The organism is Cupriavidus sp. DF5525 (assembly GCF_040149425.2).
GTDB classification, from domain to species: Bacteria; Pseudomonadota; Gammaproteobacteria; order Burkholderiales; family Burkholderiaceae; genus Cupriavidus; species Cupriavidus pickettii_A.
Genome location: NZ_CP168266.1, coordinates 62,403 through 82,711 on the forward strand (window position 1 = coordinate 62,403; position 20,309 = coordinate 82,711).

21 protein-coding genes are annotated in these 20,309 nt (G+C 64.8%); 11 read left to right on the forward strand and 10 right to left on the reverse strand.

Annotated elements, in window-relative coordinates; genetic code table 11:
- Positions 1–105 precede the first annotated feature (105 nt).
- From ABNX08_RS21490 to ABNX08_RS21500, 3 genes are all read right to left on the reverse strand, one after another.
- Positions 106–951 (reverse strand): DUF3667 domain-containing protein, encoded by an 846-nt coding sequence (locus ABNX08_RS21490; RefSeq protein WP_022537707.1) that lies wholly within the window; start codon positions 949–951, stop codon positions 106–108.
- Between the two features lie 255 nt (positions 952–1,206).
- The gene (locus ABNX08_RS21495) at positions 1,207–2,175 is read right to left on the reverse strand and encodes a tripartite tricarboxylate transporter substrate binding protein (protein ID WP_022537708.1); all 969 of its coding nucleotides are present in this window, start codon (positions 2,173–2,175) and stop codon (positions 1,207–1,209) included.
- 53 nt (positions 2,176–2,228) lie between these two features.
- A complete protein-coding gene (locus ABNX08_RS21500; RefSeq protein ID WP_022537709.1) occupies positions 2,229–3,113 on the reverse strand; it encodes an oxaloacetate decarboxylase in 885 nt (294 codons plus the stop codon).
- Positions 3,114–3,290: 177 nt separating this feature from the next.
- On the opposite strand from ABNX08_RS21500, the gene prpR reads away from it, so the two are divergent.
- On the forward strand, positions 3,291–5,228 hold the full coding sequence (gene prpR, locus ABNX08_RS21505) for a propionate catabolism operon regulatory protein PrpR (protein WP_022537710.1): 1,938 nt from the start codon (positions 3,291–3,293) through the stop codon (positions 5,226–5,228).
- Between the two features lie 101 nt (positions 5,229–5,329).
- On the opposite strand, the gene ABNX08_RS21510 is transcribed toward prpR, so the two are convergent.
- Positions 5,330–6,175 carry a cytochrome c gene (locus tag ABNX08_RS21510; RefSeq protein ID WP_022537711.1) on the reverse strand — a complete coding sequence of 282 codons (846 nt, stop codon included), beginning with the start codon at positions 6,173–6,175 and terminating at the stop codon, positions 5,330–5,332.
- Positions 6,176–6,871: 696 nt separating this feature from the next.
- Between ABNX08_RS21510 and ABNX08_RS21515 the strand changes: the two genes are divergently transcribed.
- Complete coding sequence (locus tag ABNX08_RS21515) at positions 6,872–7,819, forward strand: pseudouridine-5'-phosphate glycosidase (RefSeq protein ID WP_041681934.1); 948 nt, start codon at positions 6,872–6,874, stop codon at positions 7,817–7,819.
- A 17-nt stretch (positions 7,820–7,836) separates the two neighbouring features.
- On the opposite strand, the gene ABNX08_RS21520 is transcribed toward ABNX08_RS21515, so the two are convergent.
- Positions 7,837–8,808, reverse strand: coding sequence for an NAD-dependent epimerase/dehydratase family protein (locus tag ABNX08_RS21520; protein WP_022537713.1), 972 nt, complete (start codon positions 8,806–8,808; stop codon positions 7,837–7,839).
- Between the two features lie 113 nt (positions 8,809–8,921).
- Between ABNX08_RS21520 and ABNX08_RS21525 the strand changes: the two genes are divergently transcribed.
- From ABNX08_RS21525 to ABNX08_RS21535, 3 genes are all read left to right on the forward strand, one after another.
- The gene (locus ABNX08_RS21525; protein ID WP_022537714.1) at positions 8,922–9,818 is read left to right on the forward strand and encodes a LysR family transcriptional regulator; all 897 of its coding nucleotides are present in this window, start codon (positions 8,922–8,924) and stop codon (positions 9,816–9,818) included.
- A gap of 85 nt (positions 9,819–9,903) precedes the next feature.
- Entirely contained in the window at positions 9,904–10,374 is a 471-nt protein-coding gene (locus ABNX08_RS21530) for a DUF1801 domain-containing protein (RefSeq protein ID WP_022537715.1), read from the forward strand.
- A 79-nt stretch (positions 10,375–10,453) separates the two neighbouring features.
- The gene (locus ABNX08_RS21535) at positions 10,454–11,533 is read left to right on the forward strand and encodes a mechanosensitive ion channel family protein (RefSeq protein WP_022537716.1); all 1,080 of its coding nucleotides are present in this window, start codon (positions 10,454–10,456) and stop codon (positions 11,531–11,533) included.
- Between the two features lie 38 nt (positions 11,534–11,571).
- Here ABNX08_RS21535 and ABNX08_RS21540 read toward each other — a convergent pair whose 3' ends face one another.
- Complete coding sequence (locus tag ABNX08_RS21540) at positions 11,572–12,177, reverse strand: J domain-containing protein (RefSeq protein ID WP_041681684.1); 606 nt, start codon at positions 12,175–12,177, stop codon at positions 11,572–11,574.
- 205 nt (positions 12,178–12,382) lie between these two features.
- Between ABNX08_RS21540 and ABNX08_RS21545 the strand changes: the two genes are divergently transcribed.
- Positions 12,383–13,411, forward strand: a complete 1,029-nt coding sequence (locus ABNX08_RS21545) for a transporter (protein ID WP_022537718.1) — start codon at positions 12,383–12,385, stop codon at positions 13,409–13,411.
- Between the two features lie 143 nt (positions 13,412–13,554).
- On the opposite strand, the gene ABNX08_RS21550 is transcribed toward ABNX08_RS21545, so the two are convergent.
- The 3 genes from ABNX08_RS21550 to ABNX08_RS21560 form a co-directional block, all read right to left on the reverse strand.
- A complete protein-coding gene (locus ABNX08_RS21550; RefSeq protein WP_022537719.1) occupies positions 13,555–13,983 on the reverse strand; it encodes a nuclear transport factor 2 family protein in 429 nt (142 codons plus the stop codon).
- A gap of 124 nt (positions 13,984–14,107) precedes the next feature.
- The gene (locus tag ABNX08_RS21555) at positions 14,108–14,578 is read right to left on the reverse strand and encodes a MarR family transcriptional regulator (protein WP_041681935.1); all 471 of its coding nucleotides are present in this window, start codon (positions 14,576–14,578) and stop codon (positions 14,108–14,110) included.
- Positions 14,579–14,689: 111 nt separating this feature from the next.
- Positions 14,690–15,460: an alpha/beta fold hydrolase gene (locus ABNX08_RS21560; RefSeq protein WP_022537721.1), complete on the reverse strand. Its 771-nt coding sequence runs from the start codon at positions 15,458–15,460 to the stop codon at positions 14,690–14,692.
- 84 nt (positions 15,461–15,544) lie between these two features.
- On the opposite strand from ABNX08_RS21560, the gene ABNX08_RS21565 reads away from it, so the two are divergent.
- From ABNX08_RS21565 to ABNX08_RS21580, 4 genes are read left to right on the forward strand one after another with little or no spacing between them, the layout of a single operon-like run.
- Positions 15,545–16,459, forward strand: a complete 915-nt coding sequence (locus ABNX08_RS21565) for an alpha/beta hydrolase (protein ID WP_022537722.1) — start codon at positions 15,545–15,547, stop codon at positions 16,457–16,459.
- A 28-nt stretch (positions 16,460–16,487) separates the two neighbouring features.
- Complete coding sequence (locus tag ABNX08_RS21570) at positions 16,488–16,889, forward strand: tautomerase family protein (protein WP_022537723.1); 402 nt, start codon at positions 16,488–16,490, stop codon at positions 16,887–16,889.
- A gap of 44 nt (positions 16,890–16,933) precedes the next feature.
- Positions 16,934–17,935: a tripartite tricarboxylate transporter substrate binding protein gene (locus ABNX08_RS21575; protein WP_022537724.1), complete on the forward strand. Its 1,002-nt coding sequence runs from the start codon at positions 16,934–16,936 to the stop codon at positions 17,933–17,935.
- Between the two features lie 12 nt (positions 17,936–17,947).
- The gene (locus tag ABNX08_RS21580) at positions 17,948–18,130 is read left to right on the forward strand and encodes a hypothetical protein (RefSeq protein ID WP_022537725.1); all 183 of its coding nucleotides are present in this window, start codon (positions 17,948–17,950) and stop codon (positions 18,128–18,130) included.
- A 70-nt stretch (positions 18,131–18,200) separates the two neighbouring features.
- Here ABNX08_RS21580 and ABNX08_RS21585 read toward each other — a convergent pair whose 3' ends face one another.
- Positions 18,201–19,679, reverse strand: a complete 1,479-nt coding sequence (locus tag ABNX08_RS21585; protein ID WP_022537726.1) for an efflux transporter outer membrane subunit — start codon at positions 19,677–19,679, stop codon at positions 18,201–18,203.
- A 121-nt stretch (positions 19,680–19,800) separates the two neighbouring features.
- On the opposite strand from ABNX08_RS21585, the gene ABNX08_RS21590 reads away from it, so the two are divergent.
- Positions 19,801–20,289 (forward strand): helix-turn-helix domain-containing protein, encoded by a 489-nt coding sequence (locus ABNX08_RS21590; RefSeq protein ID WP_022537727.1) that lies wholly within the window; start codon positions 19,801–19,803, stop codon positions 20,287–20,289.
- Positions 20,290–20,309: the final 20 nt, after the last annotated feature.

Genomic DNA, 20,309 nt, shown 5'->3' on the forward strand with positions numbered 1-20,309 from the left:
CGGGAGCGGACCTTCCAGCTGATAGCGGCCACCGGCCGCTTCTCGGGCGGTCCTGCGCCCAGAAGAGGTGCGTTCAGGCAGTGAATGTCCCGGGCGCGGCGCTGGCTATGTCGAATAAAGCGTGATGAGAAAGAGCACAAACCGATAGCCGATGACGATGCCTCCTGCTGCCAGGGTCAGGGCAACGGCCGACACCACCCGCCCGGCGCCGTTCACATCGAAGACCCGCGCCTCTGCGGCATACACATACACGCCGCACGCCGCGAGGATAATGAGCGTGAGAACATTATCGACCATGGCGTCCTGCAGACCTGGCCCGCCGACTCGCGCGTAGAGCGCGGACGCTACGATTGCGAGCGAAAACAACAGCAGCATGAACGTGTAGAGATGCAGCGAAAAAACGATATGCGTCATGAGCGCCTTGCGCTTTGCAGCGAACACGAGCGATAACAGCAGCGCGAAAGGTATCGTCATCAGAACAACGAGCGACTTCGCGTTCAACACCACGGCCCGATTGAAAACCGGCCCGTAGGATTCGAGGCTACGATGCGAGACCCGCAGCCGCTCCGCGACCATTGAACGAGCCAACTCGCTCCAGTCTTGCTGATACATATGCGAGTCGAGCGTCGAGCTGAAGACGTTTGCTCCGGTCAGCGATTGAACGGCGAAGAAGAACACATTGGCTACGAGGAACAACTGGATCGGCGCGATGTAAGGCTTACGCGCTCCAGCGAGGTATGACATGGTCAGGGACCCTGGATAACGCAGCAGGCACCAGAAGGTTCGGACCATCTTGCCATCGACGCTCGTCAGTGCATGTAGCAGGTTGCCGAGAAGCCCACGCATCGTGAGATCGCGCGGTGCGAGCGGCGCCTCGCCGCATTGTGGGCAGAACGGCGTGCCGACGGGCCGCCTGCAAGTCGGGCATGTCCAGGTTCCGTTAGCGCTCACGGTATTCCTCCTTGGTTAAACGAGCACCTCCCGCTCTGTGGCGACTACATTACCGCAAGCACGCCGTGCCGGGTGGGCCCTGTGAGCGCCTGTGCGTCTATGCAGCCTGGCTCTGCAAAATCAGAGATTCCGTCGCATCGACCCTTGTCTTATCTTGGTAACAGGCCCACTCGCGTCGTCCATCGCTTGAAGAGAGAACTCATTCAGTCATTGAAAGCCGCAGGCCGCCGCCCATGGCTACGGCCTGCGCAGCAATCACTTCTCCTGCATCTTGGCGGCCTTGACGATCTCGCCCAGCCTTTTCCGCTCCGCGTTAACAAACTTCACAAAATCCGCACGCGTGCCGCCAACCGGCTCGATGCCCACGGCCTTGAGCTTTGCCGCGGCGTCCGGATCCTTCATGGCCTTGTCCACCGCTGCAGCCACCTTGTCGAGGATGGCGTCGGGAGTGCCCTTGGGGGCGTGGATGCCGGCCCAGTGCGCAATCTGCAGGTCCGGAAAGCCTTGCTCCACGGCGGTGGAGAGTTGGGGATAGGCCGATATGCGCTGCGTCCACGTCGTCGCCAGCGCCTTGAATTTGCCTTCGTGCAGGATATGCGGAAGCGCGATGATACTGGCTTCGGAGGTTCCTTCGACCTGGCCTCCCAGGACTGCCGTGGTGCTCTCCGACCCGCTCTTGTAGGGCACCGGCTGCAGCTTCGCGCCATATTTCACGTTAAGGATTTCGGCGACAAAGTGCGGGGTGCTGCCGGTTCCCGCGGTGGCGAAGTTGAAGCCGTTCCCTTTCTTCGATGCCTCGACAAAGTCGCGCAGATCCTTGTAGGGCGCGTTTTTCGGCACGACGATGACCGAGGGAGCAAGTCCGATCATGGCGACGGGGACCAGCGCGTCATCCTTGAACGGGATGGACTTCTTGATCATGCTGTTGGAGATGACGCCGGCCGCGCTGATCAGGAAGGTGTAGCCATCGGGCTTGCTCTTGGCCACCATGTCGGCGCCGACGGTGCCGCCCGCGCCGGGGCGGTTTTCGACCAGTACGGTCTGGCCCAGCACCCTGGAAGCCCCCTCGGCCGCCGCGCGTGCCATCAGGTCATTGGCGCCGCCAGCGGCAAACGGCACGACAAAGCGAATCGTTTTGTTTGGCCACTGGCCTTGTGCGCAAGCCGGCGTAGCCGAGATCAGGCCTGCCGTTGCAAGGAGGCCCAGGGTGAGTCGGTATTTCATATGCAAGGCGTATCTCCGTCTTAGGATTGGTGATCCGGGCTGATCAGCGTGGTCTAGTCTTTTGCTGCGTATTCACGATCGAGTTCGTCGTACAAAGGCTTGTTGACCAGCCGTTGCCGCTCACTGAACGGCGCGACCAGCGACGCATCTTCGTCGAGCCGGCCATTCGCACGCAGCGTGCCGAGCGCCCGCTGCATGCCAAGCACTGCGCCTTGCAGCGCTGCGTTTGCATACAGCACGATCGCGTAGCCGAGCTGTCCGAGCGCTTCGCGCGACTGCGTCGGCGTCTTGCCGCCGATCACGATGTTGATCAACTGCGGCGCGTCGATCAGCCTGGGCAGGCGCTCGATGTCGGCAAGCGATTCGGTCGCTTCGATAAACAGGATGTCCGCGCCCGCTTCGACAAAGCGATGGCCGCGCTCGATTGCGTCTTCGATGCCATGCACGGCGGCAGCATCGGTGCGCGCGATGATCAGCAGGTTGGGGTCTTCGCGCGAATCGACGGCCGCGCGGATCTTGCCGAGCATTTCGCTCGCCGCGATGACTTCCTTGCCGGAGAAATGGCCACATTTCTTCGGCATTACCTGGTCTTCAAACTGGATCGCATCGGCGCCGCTGCGCTCGAGCGTGCGTACCGCGTGGCGCACATTGAGGGCGTTACCGAAGCCGGTGTCGGCATCCACGATCAACGGCAGCGCGACGGCGTCGCGGAGCCGTGCGGTGTGTTCCGCGACTTCGTGCAGGCCGATGAAGCCGAGATCGGGCAGGCCAAGCGACATGTTGGTAACGCCGGCGCCCGTCAGGTAGAGCGCCTCGAAGCCGGCGTCCTCGATGACGCGCGCGCTCATCGCGTTGAATGCGCCGGGCACCAGCAGGCCCTGGCGTTCATTTACCTTGGCGCGGAATGCCACGCGACGAGCGGTGGACGAGATAGTCATAGTGTGTGTCTCCAGTTTGCGGACTTCTACCGCAGGGATCGTGCCAATCGTCAGCCTTTCTTTTTCTCCTTTGAAAACAATAGCTTATAGAAAGCACTGCGCGTGGAACGTTCGTGAGACAATGTTCCACTTGTTTCGTGGAACGTTTCAAAAGCGTTCCATTCGGGAGATTCCATCGTGTCAACGCTTGCCTCGAACCGGCCCCGGGGCCGCCCGGGCATCGCGCTGGTCAGCATCAGCCAGTTAAGTACGCTATGCGAAACCGTCGCGCCGCGCTATACGGAGCACGCCAGGTTCTTTTCGGTGCGCGCGGGGTACGGCGCCGCCGTGACCGCGCTGCAGGCATATGTCGATGCAGGCAAGGTTGATGTCGTGCTGGCTGCCGGCTCCAACGGCGCCTATCTGCGCGACAACCTCAGCGTACCGGTGGTGATGGTCAAGGTGAACGGCTTTGACGTGCTCAGCGCCATCACGCATGCGATCACGATGTGGCCAGGCGCGCCAATCGGCCTGGTCCTGCACGAAACGGTGTCGAAGGAACTGACCGACCTCAGCGCGTGGCTGAACGTCGCATTGAAACAGCGCGCATACCGTTCGATCGACGAAGTCCGGGTGGCCGTCGACACGCTCGCCGCCGAGGGCTGCACCGTCATCATCGGCCCGGGCATGGCGTGCGATCTCGCGCTGCGGGCGGGGCTGCACAGCGTGTTTCTCTATTCCCTCGGTGCCGTTGAAGAAGCGTTCGAGCGCTCCATTGAGCTGGCGCGCATGAGCCGCCAGAAGGAGTCAAAGCGCGTGCGACTCAACACGATCGTCGCGCATCTGCGCGACGGCGTCGCCGCATTCGACGAGGCCGGCCAACTGGAAGTGGTCAATCCTGCGATGCTCGATCTGCTCGGACTCGACCGCGCGCACGACCTGGCGCCGCAACTGGCGAGAGCGGTCGGCCCGCTGCTGCGCGAAACGCTCGACACCGACACGCCGAGCGACGAGCGCATCGAGCAGATCGGCGGTCGTTCGCTGATCGTCAATTGCGTGCCGATCGTCGAGCATGGTTTGCGTTCCGGCGCGGTGGTCACGGTGCAAGACGCACTGATCGCGCAGCGCATCGACCGCTCGTTGCGAACCAGTCAGCGGCCGAAACACCTGGTGGCGCGGCACAGCCTGGCCGACTTGACCGGCGCATCGCCGGCGCTCGAGCGTGTGCGGCGCCTGGCGCGCGCCGGCGCCGCACACGATGCGACCGTACTGCTCACCGGCGAAAGTGGCACGGGCAAAGAACTGGTTGCGCAGGGCATCCATAATGCGAGCCGCCGGCGCGGCAACCCGTTCGTGGCGTTCAATTGCGCGGCCCTGCCGGAAGGGTTGATAGAAAGTGAGCTGTTTGGCCATGAAGAGGGCGCGTTCACCGGCGCGCGGCGCGGCGGCAAACCTGGCCTCTTCGAAATCGCGCATACGGGCACCATCTTTCTTGATGAAGTCGGCGAAATGCCGGCGGCGGCGCAAAGCCGCTTGCTGCGCGTGCTGCAGGAGCGCGAAGTGATGAAGCTCGGCTCGGGGCGCGCGACGCCGATTGACGTTCGCGTCATCGCCGCGACGCATCGGGACCTGCGTGCGCTGGTCGAGCAAGGCGCATTTCGCGCCGATCTGTATTTCCGGCTCAACCTGTTGCACATCGAACTCCCGCCATTGCGCGAGCGGCGCGGCGATATTCCGGGCCTTGCGCGGCATCTGCTCGGCCGCAATGCAACAAAGTACGAGTTGCCCGCCACGGCCACGGAGCGCGTTCTGGAATTTCTGACGCCGCTGTTCGAACAATACGCATGGCCCGGAAACGTACGGGAGCTCGACAACCTGGTTGCTCGCGCGGCGATTTATGTGGGCGATGGTCCGAGTGGCGCGTGGCAGGATCTGCGGGACTTTTTTCCGGAGTTTGGACAGATACAAGCGCCGCCGGTCCCGGCGGCCAGGCGCAAGGTCGTCGATTCGCCGCCTGCGGCAGTGACCCGCGACGACGTCATGCGTGCTCTGGAAGCAAATGGCGGTAACCGCGCCGCAGCGAGCCGTGCGCTCGGGATTGGGCGGACCACGCTGTGGAGACTGATGAAGGCGTGAGGGGGCTCACGCAAACTGGCAGTGGGTGGTTGTCGACGCTCATCTTCTCGCCGCAGAGGAGGACCGGCGTGCTTTGGGCGGCAATCCAGGCGCCAGTGGTGTCAGGATCCCTTGCGTCCGGCCATATGATGCAGATACGCCAGCAGGTCCTTCAGGTCAGCATCGGAGAGCGTCTTTTCGTCGATTGCTGACATGCGCGCGTCAGGCCACCAGCGCAGCGACTGCGGGTCGCGGATCAGCTTGGCCAGCTTGTCGTCGCCCAGGTACTCCACCGGGCTGTACGGCACATTCAGATCGGGGCCAAGGTGAGCATCGCCGACCCTGTTAAGGGAGTGGCATGAGAAGCAAACGCGCTGGAAAGTCGCGAAGCCGCGCATGACGGGGCCGTCGGCGGGCTGGTCGGAGGCGGGCCGGATGGCCGCAAAGCGCTCTGCAGGCGATGCGGTGATATCGATGCGCACGATGCTGTAGGTCCAATGACTCTCGTTGACCACGGCAGCGGCGCGGCCCGACGGTAGCGTCCAGATCAGGCGAAACGGCCCGATGCCCTGGCCCTTGAGCCTGGGCCACGGCCTCGCAGGATTTTCCACCGCCAGCCAGGCGCGCGGCTCTTCGGCACTATCCGCCAGCAAGAGGCGCATCGGCAGGTGAGAAACATAGCCATCGCTGGCCGCGGTCGTCGCAGTCGCGCCTGCCGCCACGGGCATGCCGCGCAGCAGGGCGGTCAGTGGGATCGCCTTGAACGTCAGGCGGCGTTTCAGGTTGGCATCGTCCACCGTCACATCGGTCAGGCGACGGTCTTTGAGCAGCGCATCGACCGTCCAACTGCGCTGTTGCGTACCCGCCGAAATGACCAGCGTTGCCGGGTCGGCGGCGCTCGCCGAACCTGCCAGGAATGCCATTGCGCAGCCAAGAGCACCAACTGCCTTTGCCATCCAGGCCTTCATGGGCGTTTCTCCGGAGCCAGGGGAATTGGGTGGGAATGCTGCTCGAGCGCACAGTGTATTCGATAGCGTGGAAGGGGAGAATGCGATTCGTCCCATTGTTGCTACGCTGGGTCGCCGGGTTGGCGCAGACAGGGCGGAATGCTCCCGCATACAGCGACCGTGGCCAGGAAGGCTTCGCGGTAGGGACAGCAGGGGGCGCAGCGGTAAGCGCCACGCCGCTACCGCGAGACCGAAGCTGGCGGCGCCGGAACTGGTCAATACGCTAGCGGTACATCAACGTCAACAGGCGCGACATATTCAGTCATCCGATCCATATGAGCGCGCACGATTTCTCCGGCTGCGTCTGCATCATGGCGTTCGATTGCGTCAATGATTTGCTCGTAAGGAACCCAGCACGTAGCAGCGCCTGGCTCAACTCGGTGCCGAACCCTCAGGAGGAACGCCTGAGGAGTTTGCGCGATTCATGCGCAGCGAGTCGTCGCGGTGGTCGACCGTGGTGAAGATGGCGAACGTTTCCGATGACTGACCGCAAGGGACGCTTTGCGCCGATAGCAATTACCCAGCTACTGTGGGAGCTCCGTCGCACTATCCGGTGGACTCCCGCTTTGTCTTCCGACGGCCTGCGACTATAGTCAGCCATGCGATCCCAGCCTTGTGCTGCACACGCAAGTGAATCACACCGCCGGAAGCATCGACATGACTGCCGACCTTGCACACTCCTGGTTGACCTTCAGCGCGCCCGTGGCCGCCGCACACGCCGCCGGCCGCCCGCTGGTGGCGCTGGAATCGACCATCATCGCTCACGGCATGCCCTACCCGGAGAACGTTCGCACCGCGCGCGAAGTGGAGGCCTTGATCCGCAACCTGGGCGCCGAGCCGGCGACGATCGCACTGATCGGCGGGCGAATCCGCATCGGCCTTGCGGACGACGAGCTGGAACTGCTCGGCCGCTCGGGCCAGGCACAAAAGGTCAGCCGCCGCGACCTGCCGGCCGTGCTGGCCAGCGGCGGGCTCGGCGCGACGACAGTGGCGGGCACCATGATATGCGCGGCGCTGGCCGGCATCGAGGTCTTCGTCACCGGCGGCATTGGCGGCGTGCACCGCGGTGCGCAGGAGACCTTTGACATCTCGGCCGATCTGCAGGAACTGGCGAAGACCTCGGTGGCGGTGGTCTGTGCCGGTGCGAAGTCCATCCTGGACATCGGGCTCACACTGGAGTACCTGGAAACACATGGCGTGCCGGTGCTCAGTTGCGAGCAAGACAATGTCGCTGCGTTTTACACGCGCGACAGCGGCTTTCGCGCGGATTTCAGGCTGGACGACGCGGCGGAGCAGGCACGCTTCATCCGCACCAAGTGGGACCTCGGCCTTGCGGGCGGCGTGTTGTTGAGCACGCCGGTGCCAGAAGCGGCAGCGATGGCGTCCGATGAAATCGACGCGCTGACGCAGCAGGCGCTCGCCGAGGCCGCGGCGCAAGGCATCAGTGGCAAAGCCGTGACTCCCTTCCTGCTGGCTCGCATCAAGGCGCTGACGGGCGGCCGCAGCCTGGCGACAAACATCGCGCTCGTCAAACACAATGCCGAGGTGGGGGCAAGGCTGGCACTGGCGCTGGCAGACGTGGGGCGGGGGGCGGGCGCAGCGTAACCGCCGAGAATGGCCTTTCAGGCAGCGGCGTTGACCGCAGACCGGGTCTTCCGCACCGCGTCCAGGGTCTGGCGGATACCCTCGACGTAGGGAGTCTTGCGGATCGGCCCGATCAGCCGTTGCAGCGCCGAGTCGTCCATGATCAGCGGGTCCGTCATCAGGTAATGCATCTCGACCAGCTCGCGCATCAACGGGTTGAACAGACCCAGCAGGCGCAGCATCGTCTTGCCGGCGACGCGCAGCGTCAGCTCGCGCCCGGTCTGACGTTCCATTTCCGAGACAAGGTCCTGCTGCGTCGTGACACCGGCACCCGCAAGGTGCCAGATCTTGCCGAAGGCCGCCGGCGTGTCGATCAGTCGGGCGACTACCGGTCCCACGTCAGGCACATAGACGAATTCGTGCGGCCGGTCGATCGGCCCGATCAAGTCAGCCGCGCCGCCAATCACCGCCGCCTGCGCGGCGCGGTGCAGCAGGCTGGCTTCCACGCCGGGGCCGTAGAAGTCAGGCAGCCGCAGCACCGTCGCATGGATCTGCCCGCCGGCATCGGCCTGCATCAGCAGGTCTTCCTGGGCCTTGCGCATGCGGCCCTTGAACGTATGAGGCTCGCGCGGATGGTCTTCTCGAACCGGGTTGCCGGTCTGTACCCGTCCGTAGGGGTAGACGGTGCCGATCAGGATGAAGCGCCTTACGCCGGCGGCCACGGCGCCATCCAGGGTCTTGCGCATCAGTTCGGGGTGTAGCGCGAACTGCCAGTAGTCAACGCCGACCATGTAGGTCAGGGTTTCGATGCCGCTGGCAGCAGCCTGCACAGAGGCCGGCGAATCCGGATTCCAGGGGACGACTTCGGCGAGCGGGTCGGCGCCGAATGCCAGGCGCAGGCTTCGCTCGTTGCGGCCGACTACACGATATGGCTGGCCTTTGCTGCGCAACGCTGCGGCCACGCTGTGACCGATGGCGCCGGCCGCGCCGAAAAGAGCGACTTTGGGCATGGAGATTTTCCTTTTGAATTGGCACTGGTGTTGCGAATGACCTCAGTTTGCGGACTCCGTACCCAAAAGGAAATTGCCTATAATCGGTGGCCGCTAAAGAAAATTGTATAGCCATGCTCAAGTGCGAACCGAACTGGGAGTGGTACCGGACCTTCCTTCATGTTCTGGAAACCGGCTCGCTGTCCGCCGCCGGACGCGCGATGGGCCTGACGCAGCCGACTGTCGGCCGGCATATCGACAGCCTTGAGGCCGCCCTGGGGCTGAAGCTGTTCACCCGCTCTTTCGACGGCTTCGCGCCGACTGACGCTGCGCACGAGCTGAGGCCGTATGCCACCGGCATCGCCGCGACGGCAGCGGCAATGCGGCGGGTCGCCAGCAGCCACGGCTCGGGCGTGCGCGGCACGGTCCGGTTGTCGGCGAGCGAAGTCGTCGGCGTCGAAGTGCTGCCGCCGATACTCGCGGCACTGCGCAATGCGCATCCAGAGCTGAATATCGAGTTGGTCCTGTCGAATCGGGTGGACGACCTGTTGCGTCGCGAGGCGGATATTGCGGTCCGAATGTTCCGGCCGGAGCAGGAAGCGCTGGTGGCCAAGCGTGTGGGAGGGATCGAACTGGGCCTGCATGCCCATGAAAGCTATCTGGCATCCCATGGCGTGCCGGAGTCGCTGGAGGCGCTGTCTGGCTTTGCGGTCATCGGCTTCGATCAGGAAAATGCATTTATTCGCCGCCTGCTGGAAACGTTCAAAGCGTTCCCGCGAGACAACCTGGCTTTTCGCTCCGACAGTGATCTGGCGCAGCTGGGCGCAATCCGGGCCGGGTTCGGCATTGGCGTGTGCCAGTCGGCGCTGGCGGCGCGCGACAAGCGACTGGTCAGGGTCCTGCATAATCAGTTCTCCGTGACGATGGATACCTGGGTAGCCATGCACGAGGATCTGCGCGGGAGTGCCCGATGTGCAGTGACGTTTGCCGCGCTCGCTTCGGGCTTGCAGGCCTACGTCCAGGGTTCGTAGCCGTATCTGTCTACGTCCATGACTTGCATCACCTTCGTCGCCAATCGTGTGAACCGTTGTCAGGTGGCACCAGGGAGTGAAGGCAATGACCAACAAGACATCCATGAAGCCGGCGGAGGCCGCAGCGAAGGCCGCCGCCAGGCGGGGCGCCGCGAAGCCGACCCTCCTCGCGGGCGGCAACCCTCAGATTGCAAAGGCCGACGGTGATGCCCCCGTGCAGGCCTACATCGCTGCCATGCCGGGCTGGAAACGCGACGCGGGGCGCCGCCTCGACGCGCTCATCGTGCGCAACGTGCCCAACGTCCGCAAGGCCGTGAGGTGGAACTCGCCTTTCTATGGTATCGGGGAGCAGGGCTGGTTCCTCAGCTTCCATTGCTTCACGAAATACATCAAGGTGGCTTTCTTCCGCGGCGCGGCGCTGCGTCCGGTCCCCCCGGTCGAGTCCAAGGACAAGAATACGCGCTACTTCCACCTCCACGAGGACGACAAGCTTGACGAGGAACAGTTGGCGAGCTGGATCCGGCAGGCACCGGAGCTGCCCGGCTGGATCCCGTAGCGCCCGCCGGGCGGGATCCAACGGAGACGACGCGCGTTACCTGCCTGGTCGCGCAACCCGCAAGGAAACTAGACGACCCATGAATATTGCAAACCTCCTCGATCACCCTTGGTTCGGCACCTGGGCAGCGGCCCTGATCGCTGTCGTCGTCGCGCTGATCGCGCATCGCCTTAGCGGTCTGCTGCTGCTGCGGATTACCCGGCTCGCGCCGGTGCTGCATGCCATCGTGATAAAGGCGCGCGCTCCATCGAAGGCAGTCTTGCCGCTGCTGGCGTTGCAGACGGTCTGGCAGGCTGCACCAGACGATCTGCGCTGGATTCACGGCGTGCGGCATCTCAACGGGTTGTTGTTGATTGCCGCGACCACCTGGCTTGCGGCGCGCATCATCGCCGGCCTTGCGCAAGGGGTACTGGACCGGCACCCGGTAGACGTGGAGGACAATATGGGTGCGCGGCGCATCCACACCCAGACACGCGTTCTCTCGCGCATCGCGATGACGCTGGTCGTGGTGATGGGTGCGGCAATGCTGCTCATGACCTTTCCAGGCGCTCGTCAAGTCGGCGCCAGCTTGCTGGCCTCAGCGGGCGTGGTCGGTCTGATTGCCGGCTTTGCCGCCAAGCCAGTGTTCAGCAACATGATCGCCGGACTGCAACTCGCCTTGACCCAGCCAATCCGGCTCGATGACGTGCTCATCGTCGAAGGCGAGTGGGGGCGGGTGGAGGAGATTACCGGCACCTACGTTGTGCTCCGGATATGGGACGACCGTCGCCTCATCATCCCGCTCCAGTATTTCATTGAGAAGCCGTTCCAGAACTGGACCCGCAACAACGCGCAGCTGATGGGATCCGTATTTTTCCACGTGGACTATGGCATGCCGCTGGCACCGCTGCGCAAGGAACTGGAGCGCATCGTGCGCGCAGCGCCTGAGTGGGACCAGCGGTTCTTCAATCTGGTGGTCACCGACGCCACGGAGCGGACGATGCAGATACGCGTACTGTGCACCGCGGCCTCCTCTGGCCAGGCGTGGGACTTGCGCTGCGTGGTGCGCGAAGGGCTGATCGACTTCATGCAGCGCGAGTTCCCGCAGTTCCTGCCACGGCTGCGAATCGAAAGCGACGCGCATACGCCTCTGCGAAACAACCCGGCGCACGCTACCTGAATGCCCCTGCTGCGAATTCGGAGGGAAAGACGTGCCCCCTATGTGCGGATGCCGAACAAACCGTGCCAAAACGAATCGAAGGCGCCGGGGTGCCGCCTGGGCCGCGCCACCTCGTCGGGGTTTGACGCCGCCGTCTCGGCGGGCGTCGGGGCAGCCTCGGTGTCACGCGCGTCCGCAGCCGACGCACGTGCCCGCCGCGACTCCTGCAAGGCCCACACGCTGTCCGCGATGCGTGCCGCCAGTTCCGCCTCGCAGTCCCGGCCGAGCAGCACGCCGAAGATGACGTCGCGGTTGTGGCCGTCATCGGCAAACTGCATCGCGATAGCGACCATCTTCTCGTAGTGTTCCTGCGCGACGCGCTGGCGCTCGCGTTGCTCCGCGCGCTCCTGTTCTTCCTGCGCCTCGCGCTCCGCGTGCCAGCGCTGCATCTCCCGCTCGAAAACCTCGTCGTAGATCTGGCGCTGCCCGGCGTCGGAAAGAATGGTGTAAGCGTCGCGGATTTCCTGGAATGCCGCGTGCGCCTCCGCCTCGCGGCCGAGGTTGCGGTCGGGGTGCCATTTCATCGCGGCGCGGCGGTAGGCGCGCTTGATCTCGTCCAGGGTGGCGTCCGATTGCACGCCGAGGGTCGTGTAGAGGGTGGTCATGGGCCGATAGGGCGGCTGCTGGGCGGGCGTTAATCCTAGCACGGGGTGACCCGCAAGCACGGTCACCGCCACGTCGGCGTGGCGTTGTTATTGACAATGCACTTCTTCGGGCAGCGGCAGTATTGCGGCAGCGGCCGCCAATCCTCGACTGTCATCATGCCGTGCTAATGTCGCACGAGGCACATTTGATGTGGAGGACGTTTGCATGCAAGCGGGCATTGTCGAGGCCGGCTATGGGTCGGATCCGGTCGGACTGGTCAGCGGTTTCCTGTTCGAGCCCGGCGGTCCGGTGCGCGAGATTGATTCCCATGCCGCAGCGGCGTGGCTGCAACAGATTCCGCCGGACCCCGCGCGCCATCGCCCCTTCATGTGGCTGCACTTCAATCTGTCGCACAGCGCATGCGAACGCTGGATGAAGGGGCAGTTGCCCCTGCCGGACGAATACTTCGAGGCCCTGCGGCAGGGCTCGCGCTCGACGCGAATCGAGCGCCAGGACGCCGCCCTGCTGGCCGTCGTCAACGACGTGATCTATAACTTCGGCGTCACTTCGACGGACATCTCCACGTTGTGGGCCCACGCCGACCACCGCCTGCTGGTGACGGCCCGCGCCCGACCGCTGCGTTCCGTGGACCGGCTGCGGGCGGCGGTGCGGCGCGGCGAGGTGTTCCGCTCGCCGCTGGATCTGGTCGTGCACCTGTTGCGCGACCAGGCCGACGTGCTGGTGCAGATCGTGCGCGAGACTGGCGCAAGCGTCGACCAGATCGAGGACCAGTTGTTGTCGCAGCGCCTGCAAGGTAACCGGGCCGACCTAGGTGCGATGCGGCGCGGCCTGGTGCGGCTACAACGGCTGCTGGCGCCCGAGCCCGGCGCTCTGTTCCGGCTGCTGAACCGGCCGCCAGCCTGGCTGCAGGAAACGGACTTGCAGGAGTTGCGTGAATCGACCGAGGAATTCTCGCTCGTACTCAACGACCTGGCCGCGTTGGTCGAACGCATCAAGCTGTTGCAGGAAGAAATCGCCGCCAAGCTCAACGAGCAAACGAACCGCACGTTGTTCACCCTGACGCTGGTGACTGTACTGGCGCTCCCGATCAACATCGTGGCCGGCTTTTTCGGCATGAATGTCGGCGGTGTCCCGCTCGCCGATCACCCGCACGGCTTCTGGGTACTGGTGGCGTTGGTGGCCAGTTTCACGGTGCTGGCCGGGCGCTGGGCGTTCCGCAAACAGGCTGGTTAGGTGACGCTTCCAATCAGGATCTTCTGCAAGGGGTCAGTGTCCAGCGTCGTGGGATCGATTTCCATGACGTGTCTCCAGGCGGCGCCGGGCTGCTCGCGCCGGCGTCTGCTGTGTGAGAAGAATGCCGTCCGGTACGGCGCGGTTCAGGACAGCTGGAGCTTGGGAAAACGCCGGGGTTCGCGCCCTTCGAGCACATCGCGTCCGCGCGCGGTATCGGCATAGATGCGTCCGTAGACGATCTTTCCGTCCTTCACGCGGAACAGGAACAGGTGCTCGTTTTCCATGGAAAAGCCGCGCTTGGTCTTTGCTCGTGCAATCACGGGAACGATGACATAGTCTTCGGCCTCGAGAATGGCCCGCGCGTCGTAGTTGAAGTACTCGTACTCCTGGTACACGTGCTTCCAGAACGCCTGGAACTCAGCCTTGCCGTTGTAGGTGCCACCATACGGCAGAGAGTCCGAGAACTCGAACACGACATCGTCGGCAAGCACATTGAGCAGGTCGGTCTTGTCGTTCTTCTCAAAGCCGGTCAGTGCTTTTCTGCAGGCCTCGATGATCTGGGGGTTCGTCATGGCTGTCTCCTGTTTCGATATTGCGTGGTGATGATATAAGAGCATATGCTCCTATAAGGGTTAAAAAAACGGCGCGGCCATCGCACGGGGCCGCACCACGGGCTTAGCCGGATCGTGGCGGCCGTCAGGCCACGGCGGCCTCTGCCCAGGGCTCGAACCCCGTCGTGAGGACCGCACGCATGGCCTCGCGCAAACTGGCGGCCTTGCGTTCCCCGTAGGCGGTTTCGAATTCGCTCTGCACCGCCGACCACAGGGGGAATGCCTGGCGATAGCGCGCCATGCCTGCCCTGGTAACCGAGGCATTCTTGGCGCGCCGGTCGACACCCGGCGCCATGCTGACGAGGCCGTCGCGTTCGAGTGGCTTGAGGTTCGTTGCGAGGGTGGTGCGATCCATTGCCATCTCGGCAGCCAGCTCGCCGATGGTGAGCGGACCGTGATTCGCGAGCTTGTGAAGAATAGAAAACTGCGTCGCGCGCAGGTTCACCGGCTGTAGCGCCTTGTCATACACCGCAGTGAGGTAGCGGGCCGCCTGACGCGCTGCCAGGCAATTGCACCGGCCATCAAACTCGTCCATTGCCTTGCTGGAGACTGTCATGGGCATATCGCGTAATGAATCGCGAACTGAGTCGCGTATTGAATCTGTCTATTTCATCATACGAGAATATGCGCGTATATGCAAGGCGGCCCGGCCTGCGCGCGCTGCGGGTCAGGCCCGGGCGGGCAAGCCAAGAAACGAAGCCAGCAAGCCTGCGGTTTGCCCGGGCTGCTCCATCTGCGGCCAGTGACCGGAGTCTTCGATCAGCGCGAACGCGGCACCGGGAAAGCGCGCTTCGCGCGCCTGCGTCACCATCTCGACCGGAATGACGGGATCTTCCTTCGCGGCGATCACGAGCATTGGACCGCTGAACGTGCAGGGATCATTGCCGCTTGGGTGGCCGCCGGTGAAGGCGTCGTAGTAACCCTGTACGGCGGCCTTGCCCATCAGGGTCGCGGGATCAACCAACCGTTCGAGCTGATGTTCGGGTAGCCGGCGCGAGAACATGTTCCGGATCGCGCGCTGGGCTTGCGGATCGCCACCGCAGTCCCGCAACAGCGCGCGGACTTCGTCCGGCAGCTTATTGCCAGCCAGCGGTGTCGGTGTGACCAGCACCAGGGCTGCGGTGCGATCGGGCAGGCGCGCTGCCACGAGTTCGGCGATCTGCGCGCCCATGCTGTGGCCGACCAGCGCCACGGCCTGGAGATCGTGCTCGCGAATCAGCTGGACCACATCCGCGACCGCTTGCTCGAGCGAGTAGGGGCCTTTGGCATCGCGCAGTGCGCCCGCGCCGCGCAGGTTCGGCGCGACGATGGTGGTCACTTTCGGTTGCCATTGCCCGATCAGCGGTTCCCAGCCGACGTGGCTATCCAGGAAGCCGTGAATCAGCGCCAGGGAATCCGGCACGCGTTGGAGGGAGGCTGCGGGCTGCAACACGGACATGATGAGTCTCCTGAAGGAATTACTTGTACGAAGCGTTGTGCTGCCATATTATGAGCATATACTCGTAATGTAAAGGAGGTTCCGATGGTGAACAGGAGCGATGTCGAGTTCCAGGCCGGGGATGGCATCACGTTGCGCGGCTGGCTGTTCACGCCTGCTGCGCCGGGGAAGCACCCGGCGATCTCGATGTGTCATGGTTTTGCCGCGGTCAAGGAGCACGGACTGGAGCCCTTTGCGCGAGCCTTCGCGCAGGCCGGCTTCGTTGTGCTCGTGCACGACCACCGCAACTTCGGCGCGAGTGATGGAGTGCCCAGGCACGACATTGACCCGATGGCGCAGGTTGCCGACTGGCGTGCTGCGCTGGGCTACCTTGCCGCGCGTCCGGAGGTCGATCCCGATCAGCTTGGCATCTGGGGCAGCAGCTACAGCGGTGGCCATGCCCTGATCCTGGCCGCGATCGACCGGCGGGTGAAATGCGTGGTGTCGCAGGTGCCAACCATCAGCGGCTCCGAGCAAGGCCGGCGCCGGGTGCGTCCCGAGGCCTTGCCCGCGTTGCTCGAGATGTTCGCTGCCGACCAGCGCGCACAGGAGGGTGGCGCACCGCCCCGGATGCAGGCCGTCGCCAGCGCGGACACGACCAAGCCGGCGGCGTATCGCTCCGCCGACTCCATCGCCTTCTATACCCAGGACCTCGGCGGCGCCGCCTGGCTCAACGCCGTCACGCTGCGCTCGACCCGCGCCGCGCGCTCCTATGAGCCAGGCGAATGGATCAGCAAGATCGCCCCGACGCCGTTGCTGATGATCGTTGCCAGCGACGACGACATCACGATGACCGACCTGGAAGTCGATGCCTTTACGCGGGCTGCCCAGCCAAAGCGGCTGGTGATGATCCCGGGCGGCCACTTCGCCCCGTACAGCGAGCAATTCGCGGTAGCCAGCGCTGCCGCTACCAACTGGTTCCAGCAGCACCTTAGCGGCGTACTGAGCCCGCAGGACTGACCAATCCTTCAACAACCAGAGAGATCCAATGCCTGTATTCCACGCACATATCCCCAAAGGCCGCTATTCGCGCGAGCAGAAGATCGCGATCGGCAATGCACTGAACCGCTCCCTGGTGGTCGCACTGGACATCCCGCACGGCGATCGCTTCATCGTGCTCAGCGAGCACGGCGACGACGAATTGTTTATCGATCCCACCTTCATGGGCATGGAGCGCACAGCCGGCGCGATGATCATCAGGATCCTTGTCGGCGCGCACCGCCCGGCCAGCGACAAGCAGGCGCTGATGGCGGAAGTCTGCCGGCAGCTCAAGGACGCCGCCGGCATCTCGCCGGACGACATCTTTATCGCGCTGGTCCCGGTCCCGAACGAGAACTTCTCCTTCGGCCGCGGCATCGCCCAACTGGCTGACAAACCACCGCAGTGGTGAAGGCCGGCGACAACCACAGAAACCCATATAAACAGGAGACAACCATGCATGCACGATTCCCGCGGGCGCTCGCCTGCCTGTGCGCTGTGCAAGCCGCCGCCGTGCTGGGCACGGTGGCGGGCCCCGCCAACGCCGAGAATTTTCCTTCGCGTCCGATCTCGATCAAGGTGGCTTACTCCGCCGGCGGCGGGGCGGACGTCGCCACGCGACAGCTGGCGGCGCCGCTGCAGCGCGCCATCGGCAAGGCGGTCGTGGTAGAGAACCTGCCGGGCGCGGGCGGCTCGGTTGCGACGATGGCCTACTTCAAGGGGCCGGCAGATGGATATACGCTGCTGGGGCTTACCGGCAATGACGCCATCCTCAATCCGCTTGCGCTGTCGTCCGCCAAGTATCGTCCGGAGGACCTCCGGCTGGTGCATCCGCTGATCTTCTCGGACTTTGTCCTCGTCACCGCGATGGACCGTCCGCCGAAGGGAATCGACGAACTGGTCGCCCTGGCCAAGCGCCCCGGCGCGAAGGAATTCTCGTTCGGAAACTGGGGGATGGGTACCACCCCGCACCTGGCTGCCGCCGACCTGCGCGTCCAGACGGGCATCGCCACGCTCGATATTCCCTATAAGGGCGGCGCGCCCATCGTCCAGGACCTGCTGGGGCGCCAGCTTGACTTTGCCTTCCTGCCGCTGGCCGGCAGCACGCTCGACATGATCCGCAGCGGCAAGCTCAAGGCAGTGGCGATGGCCACGCGCGAGCGCAATGCAAGCCTGCCGGATGTGCCGGCGGCCGGCGAAAGCAAGCTGCTCAAGAACTTCGACTACAAGGTCTGGCCGGGGATCTTCGTGCGCAAGGAAACCCCGGAGCCGATCGTGGCGATGCTGCACCAGCAGATTTCCGCCATCGTCAATGGCGCGGAGTACCAGAAGTGGTCGCGCGACACCGGCAACCAGCCCATGGTGCCGATGACGCTCGCCGAGGCGTCAGCCTTCTACCAGGCGGAACGGCAACGCAATGCGCGCGTCGTCGCGGCGATCAAGCTGAAGCCGCAATAAGGGGGCACCGTCATGAAGCACCTCGACGACGGCGCATACCCGGACCACGACCTGGTGGCCGTTCCCTGGCCCGACCATAGGGTGGCTTGGATCGAAGGAAGCCAGCAGCCGCACTACCGCGCGGGCCTGCGCATAGGCCTGTTCGTGGCGGCGGCCTGCGCGGTGCTGGTGCTGGAGTGGATGCTGTTGTCGTGATGGCGGTCTGAAGCGGCCGGCATCTGCGCTGGCGCAGGCGCGCGAGGCGCCTGCGCCAGCCGCCACCACGCTACCAGCCGCCGCCCAACGCACGGAACGTTGCCACCGCCGCGCGAGCGTTGTCGGCACGCACACGCGCCTGCTGGTCGCGAGCGGCCAGCAGCAGGCGGTCTTCCTCGAGCACTTCGAACAGGCTGACCGCGCCCCCCTTGTAGGCGTCCTCGGTGGCGCCGCGCGCGCGGGCGTGGGCGGCCACTTCCACGGCCAGGTCCTTGCTCTGCAACTCCAGCTGGGTCAGGGCAATGATCGCGTTCTCGACATCCTCGGTGGCGCGCAGCATCGCCTTGCGGTAGGTGGCCAGGGCCTCGGCGTTCGCGCCTTTGGCTTGCGCCACTTCCGCGTCGACCCTGCCGAAATCGAACAGTCTCCAGCGCAGCCCCGCGATCGCGGCGGGTTGGAAGGCGGACGCGGTGAACAGCTTGCCGGCGGAGAGGCTCTCGAAGCCGAGCAGTGCGGACAGCGACAGCTTCAGGTAGTACTCGGCAGTGGCCACGCCGATGCGGGCACTGGATGCCGCCAGCCGGCGCTCGGCGGCAATCACGTCCGGGCGGCGTTGCAGCAGGTTGGCCGGACCTTGTGCCGCGGAGATCTGCGGCACGGCCGTGCGTTCGGCGGGCGTCAGGAGTTCGGCCGCATAGGTGCCGGGCTGCGCGCCCATCAACACGTCGAGGCGGTTCAGCTGCGTCTCCAGTTCGATCTGCAGCGGCGGGATGGTCACGCGGGTCTGCGCGAGCTGCGCTTCCGCCTGGGCCCGTTCCCGCTCGGCGCCGATGCCATCGGCGAGCCGCAACTGCACCAGCTCGAGCAGTCTTGCATTGGTCCGCACCTGCTGCTGCGCGATCGCGATGCGCTGCTGCGCGCCGCGCACGCGGAAGTAGGCATCTGCCGCTTCCGCGGCCACCAGCACGCGCACGCCCATGTGCTCGGCTTCGGCGGCCTGGGCTTCCGCGCCGGCAGCCTCGGCGCCGCGCCGCAGGCCGCCGGCCACGTCGATCTCCCAGCTTGCCCCCACGCCCACGCTGTACAGCGTCTTGTTGCGGTCAAAGCCAGGCAGGTTCTTGCCGAGGCTGCCCAAAGGCCCTTCCAGCGACTGGTGCTGCTTGCTCACGGTGCCCGACAACGACGCCTGCGGCAGCAGTTCGGCGCCGGCGTGGCTGGCCGCGGCGCGGGCCTGGTCGACTCGCGCGATGGCCGCCGCCAGGTCGAGGTTCTGCTCCAGGGCGCGCTGGATGACCCGCGTCAGCGCGGGATCGTCAAAGCCCAGCCACCAGCTGTCCAGTGACGGCGCCGGCTGTGTGGCATCACGGGCTTCCAGGGCCGCCGCATGCGGATAGGCAGCGGCCATGTCCGAGGCTGGCGTGTGGTAGTCGGGGCCGGCCGCGCAGGCGGCCAGGCTGGCCGCGACGCTGGCCGCAAGCAGGGTTGGCAGGAGGCGGGCGATTCCAGCGCTGGTGCGCCGGACCGGAGGGCGGGATGGACTTTGCGGCATTGCGGACACCTTTCAACAGCAACGAATACGGCACAAGCTGAAAACTAACTTGCATGATGATAGTGACTACTCTAGACTAACTTTCAAATTGATAGTAATCACATTTTCGAGGCAGCCGATCATGCAGAGAAAGCCACTTGGTGAAACGCCGTGCCCCATTGCCCGCACGGCGGCGCGCGTTGCCGACAGCTGGAGCGTATTGATCCTGCGCGAAGCGTTCTACGGCGTGACGCGTTTCGATGAGTTCCAGCAGAACCTGGATATCGCCCCCAATATGCTCACCCGCCGCCTGAACTCACTGGTGGAGGAGGGCATGCTGCAGCGGCGCCAGTACTGTGACCGGCCACCGCGCTCGGAATACATCCTGACCGAGCGCGGCCGCGATTTCCGCCCGGTGCTGCTGGCCATGCTGGCCTGGGGCAACAAGCATCTCGCGCCTGAGGGCGAAAGCGTGCAGCTGGCGAACCGGCGCACAGGCGAGCGTGTCGAGCCGGTGCTGGTTGATGCCGCCAGCGGGCGCCCCATCACCGACCCCGATTACCATCTCGCGCCTGGCCCGGCGGCCAGCGAGCGCATACGCCGGCGGCTGGGCCGCTCGGCCGAAGCCTGAGCCGAACCCAGACCGCTGCG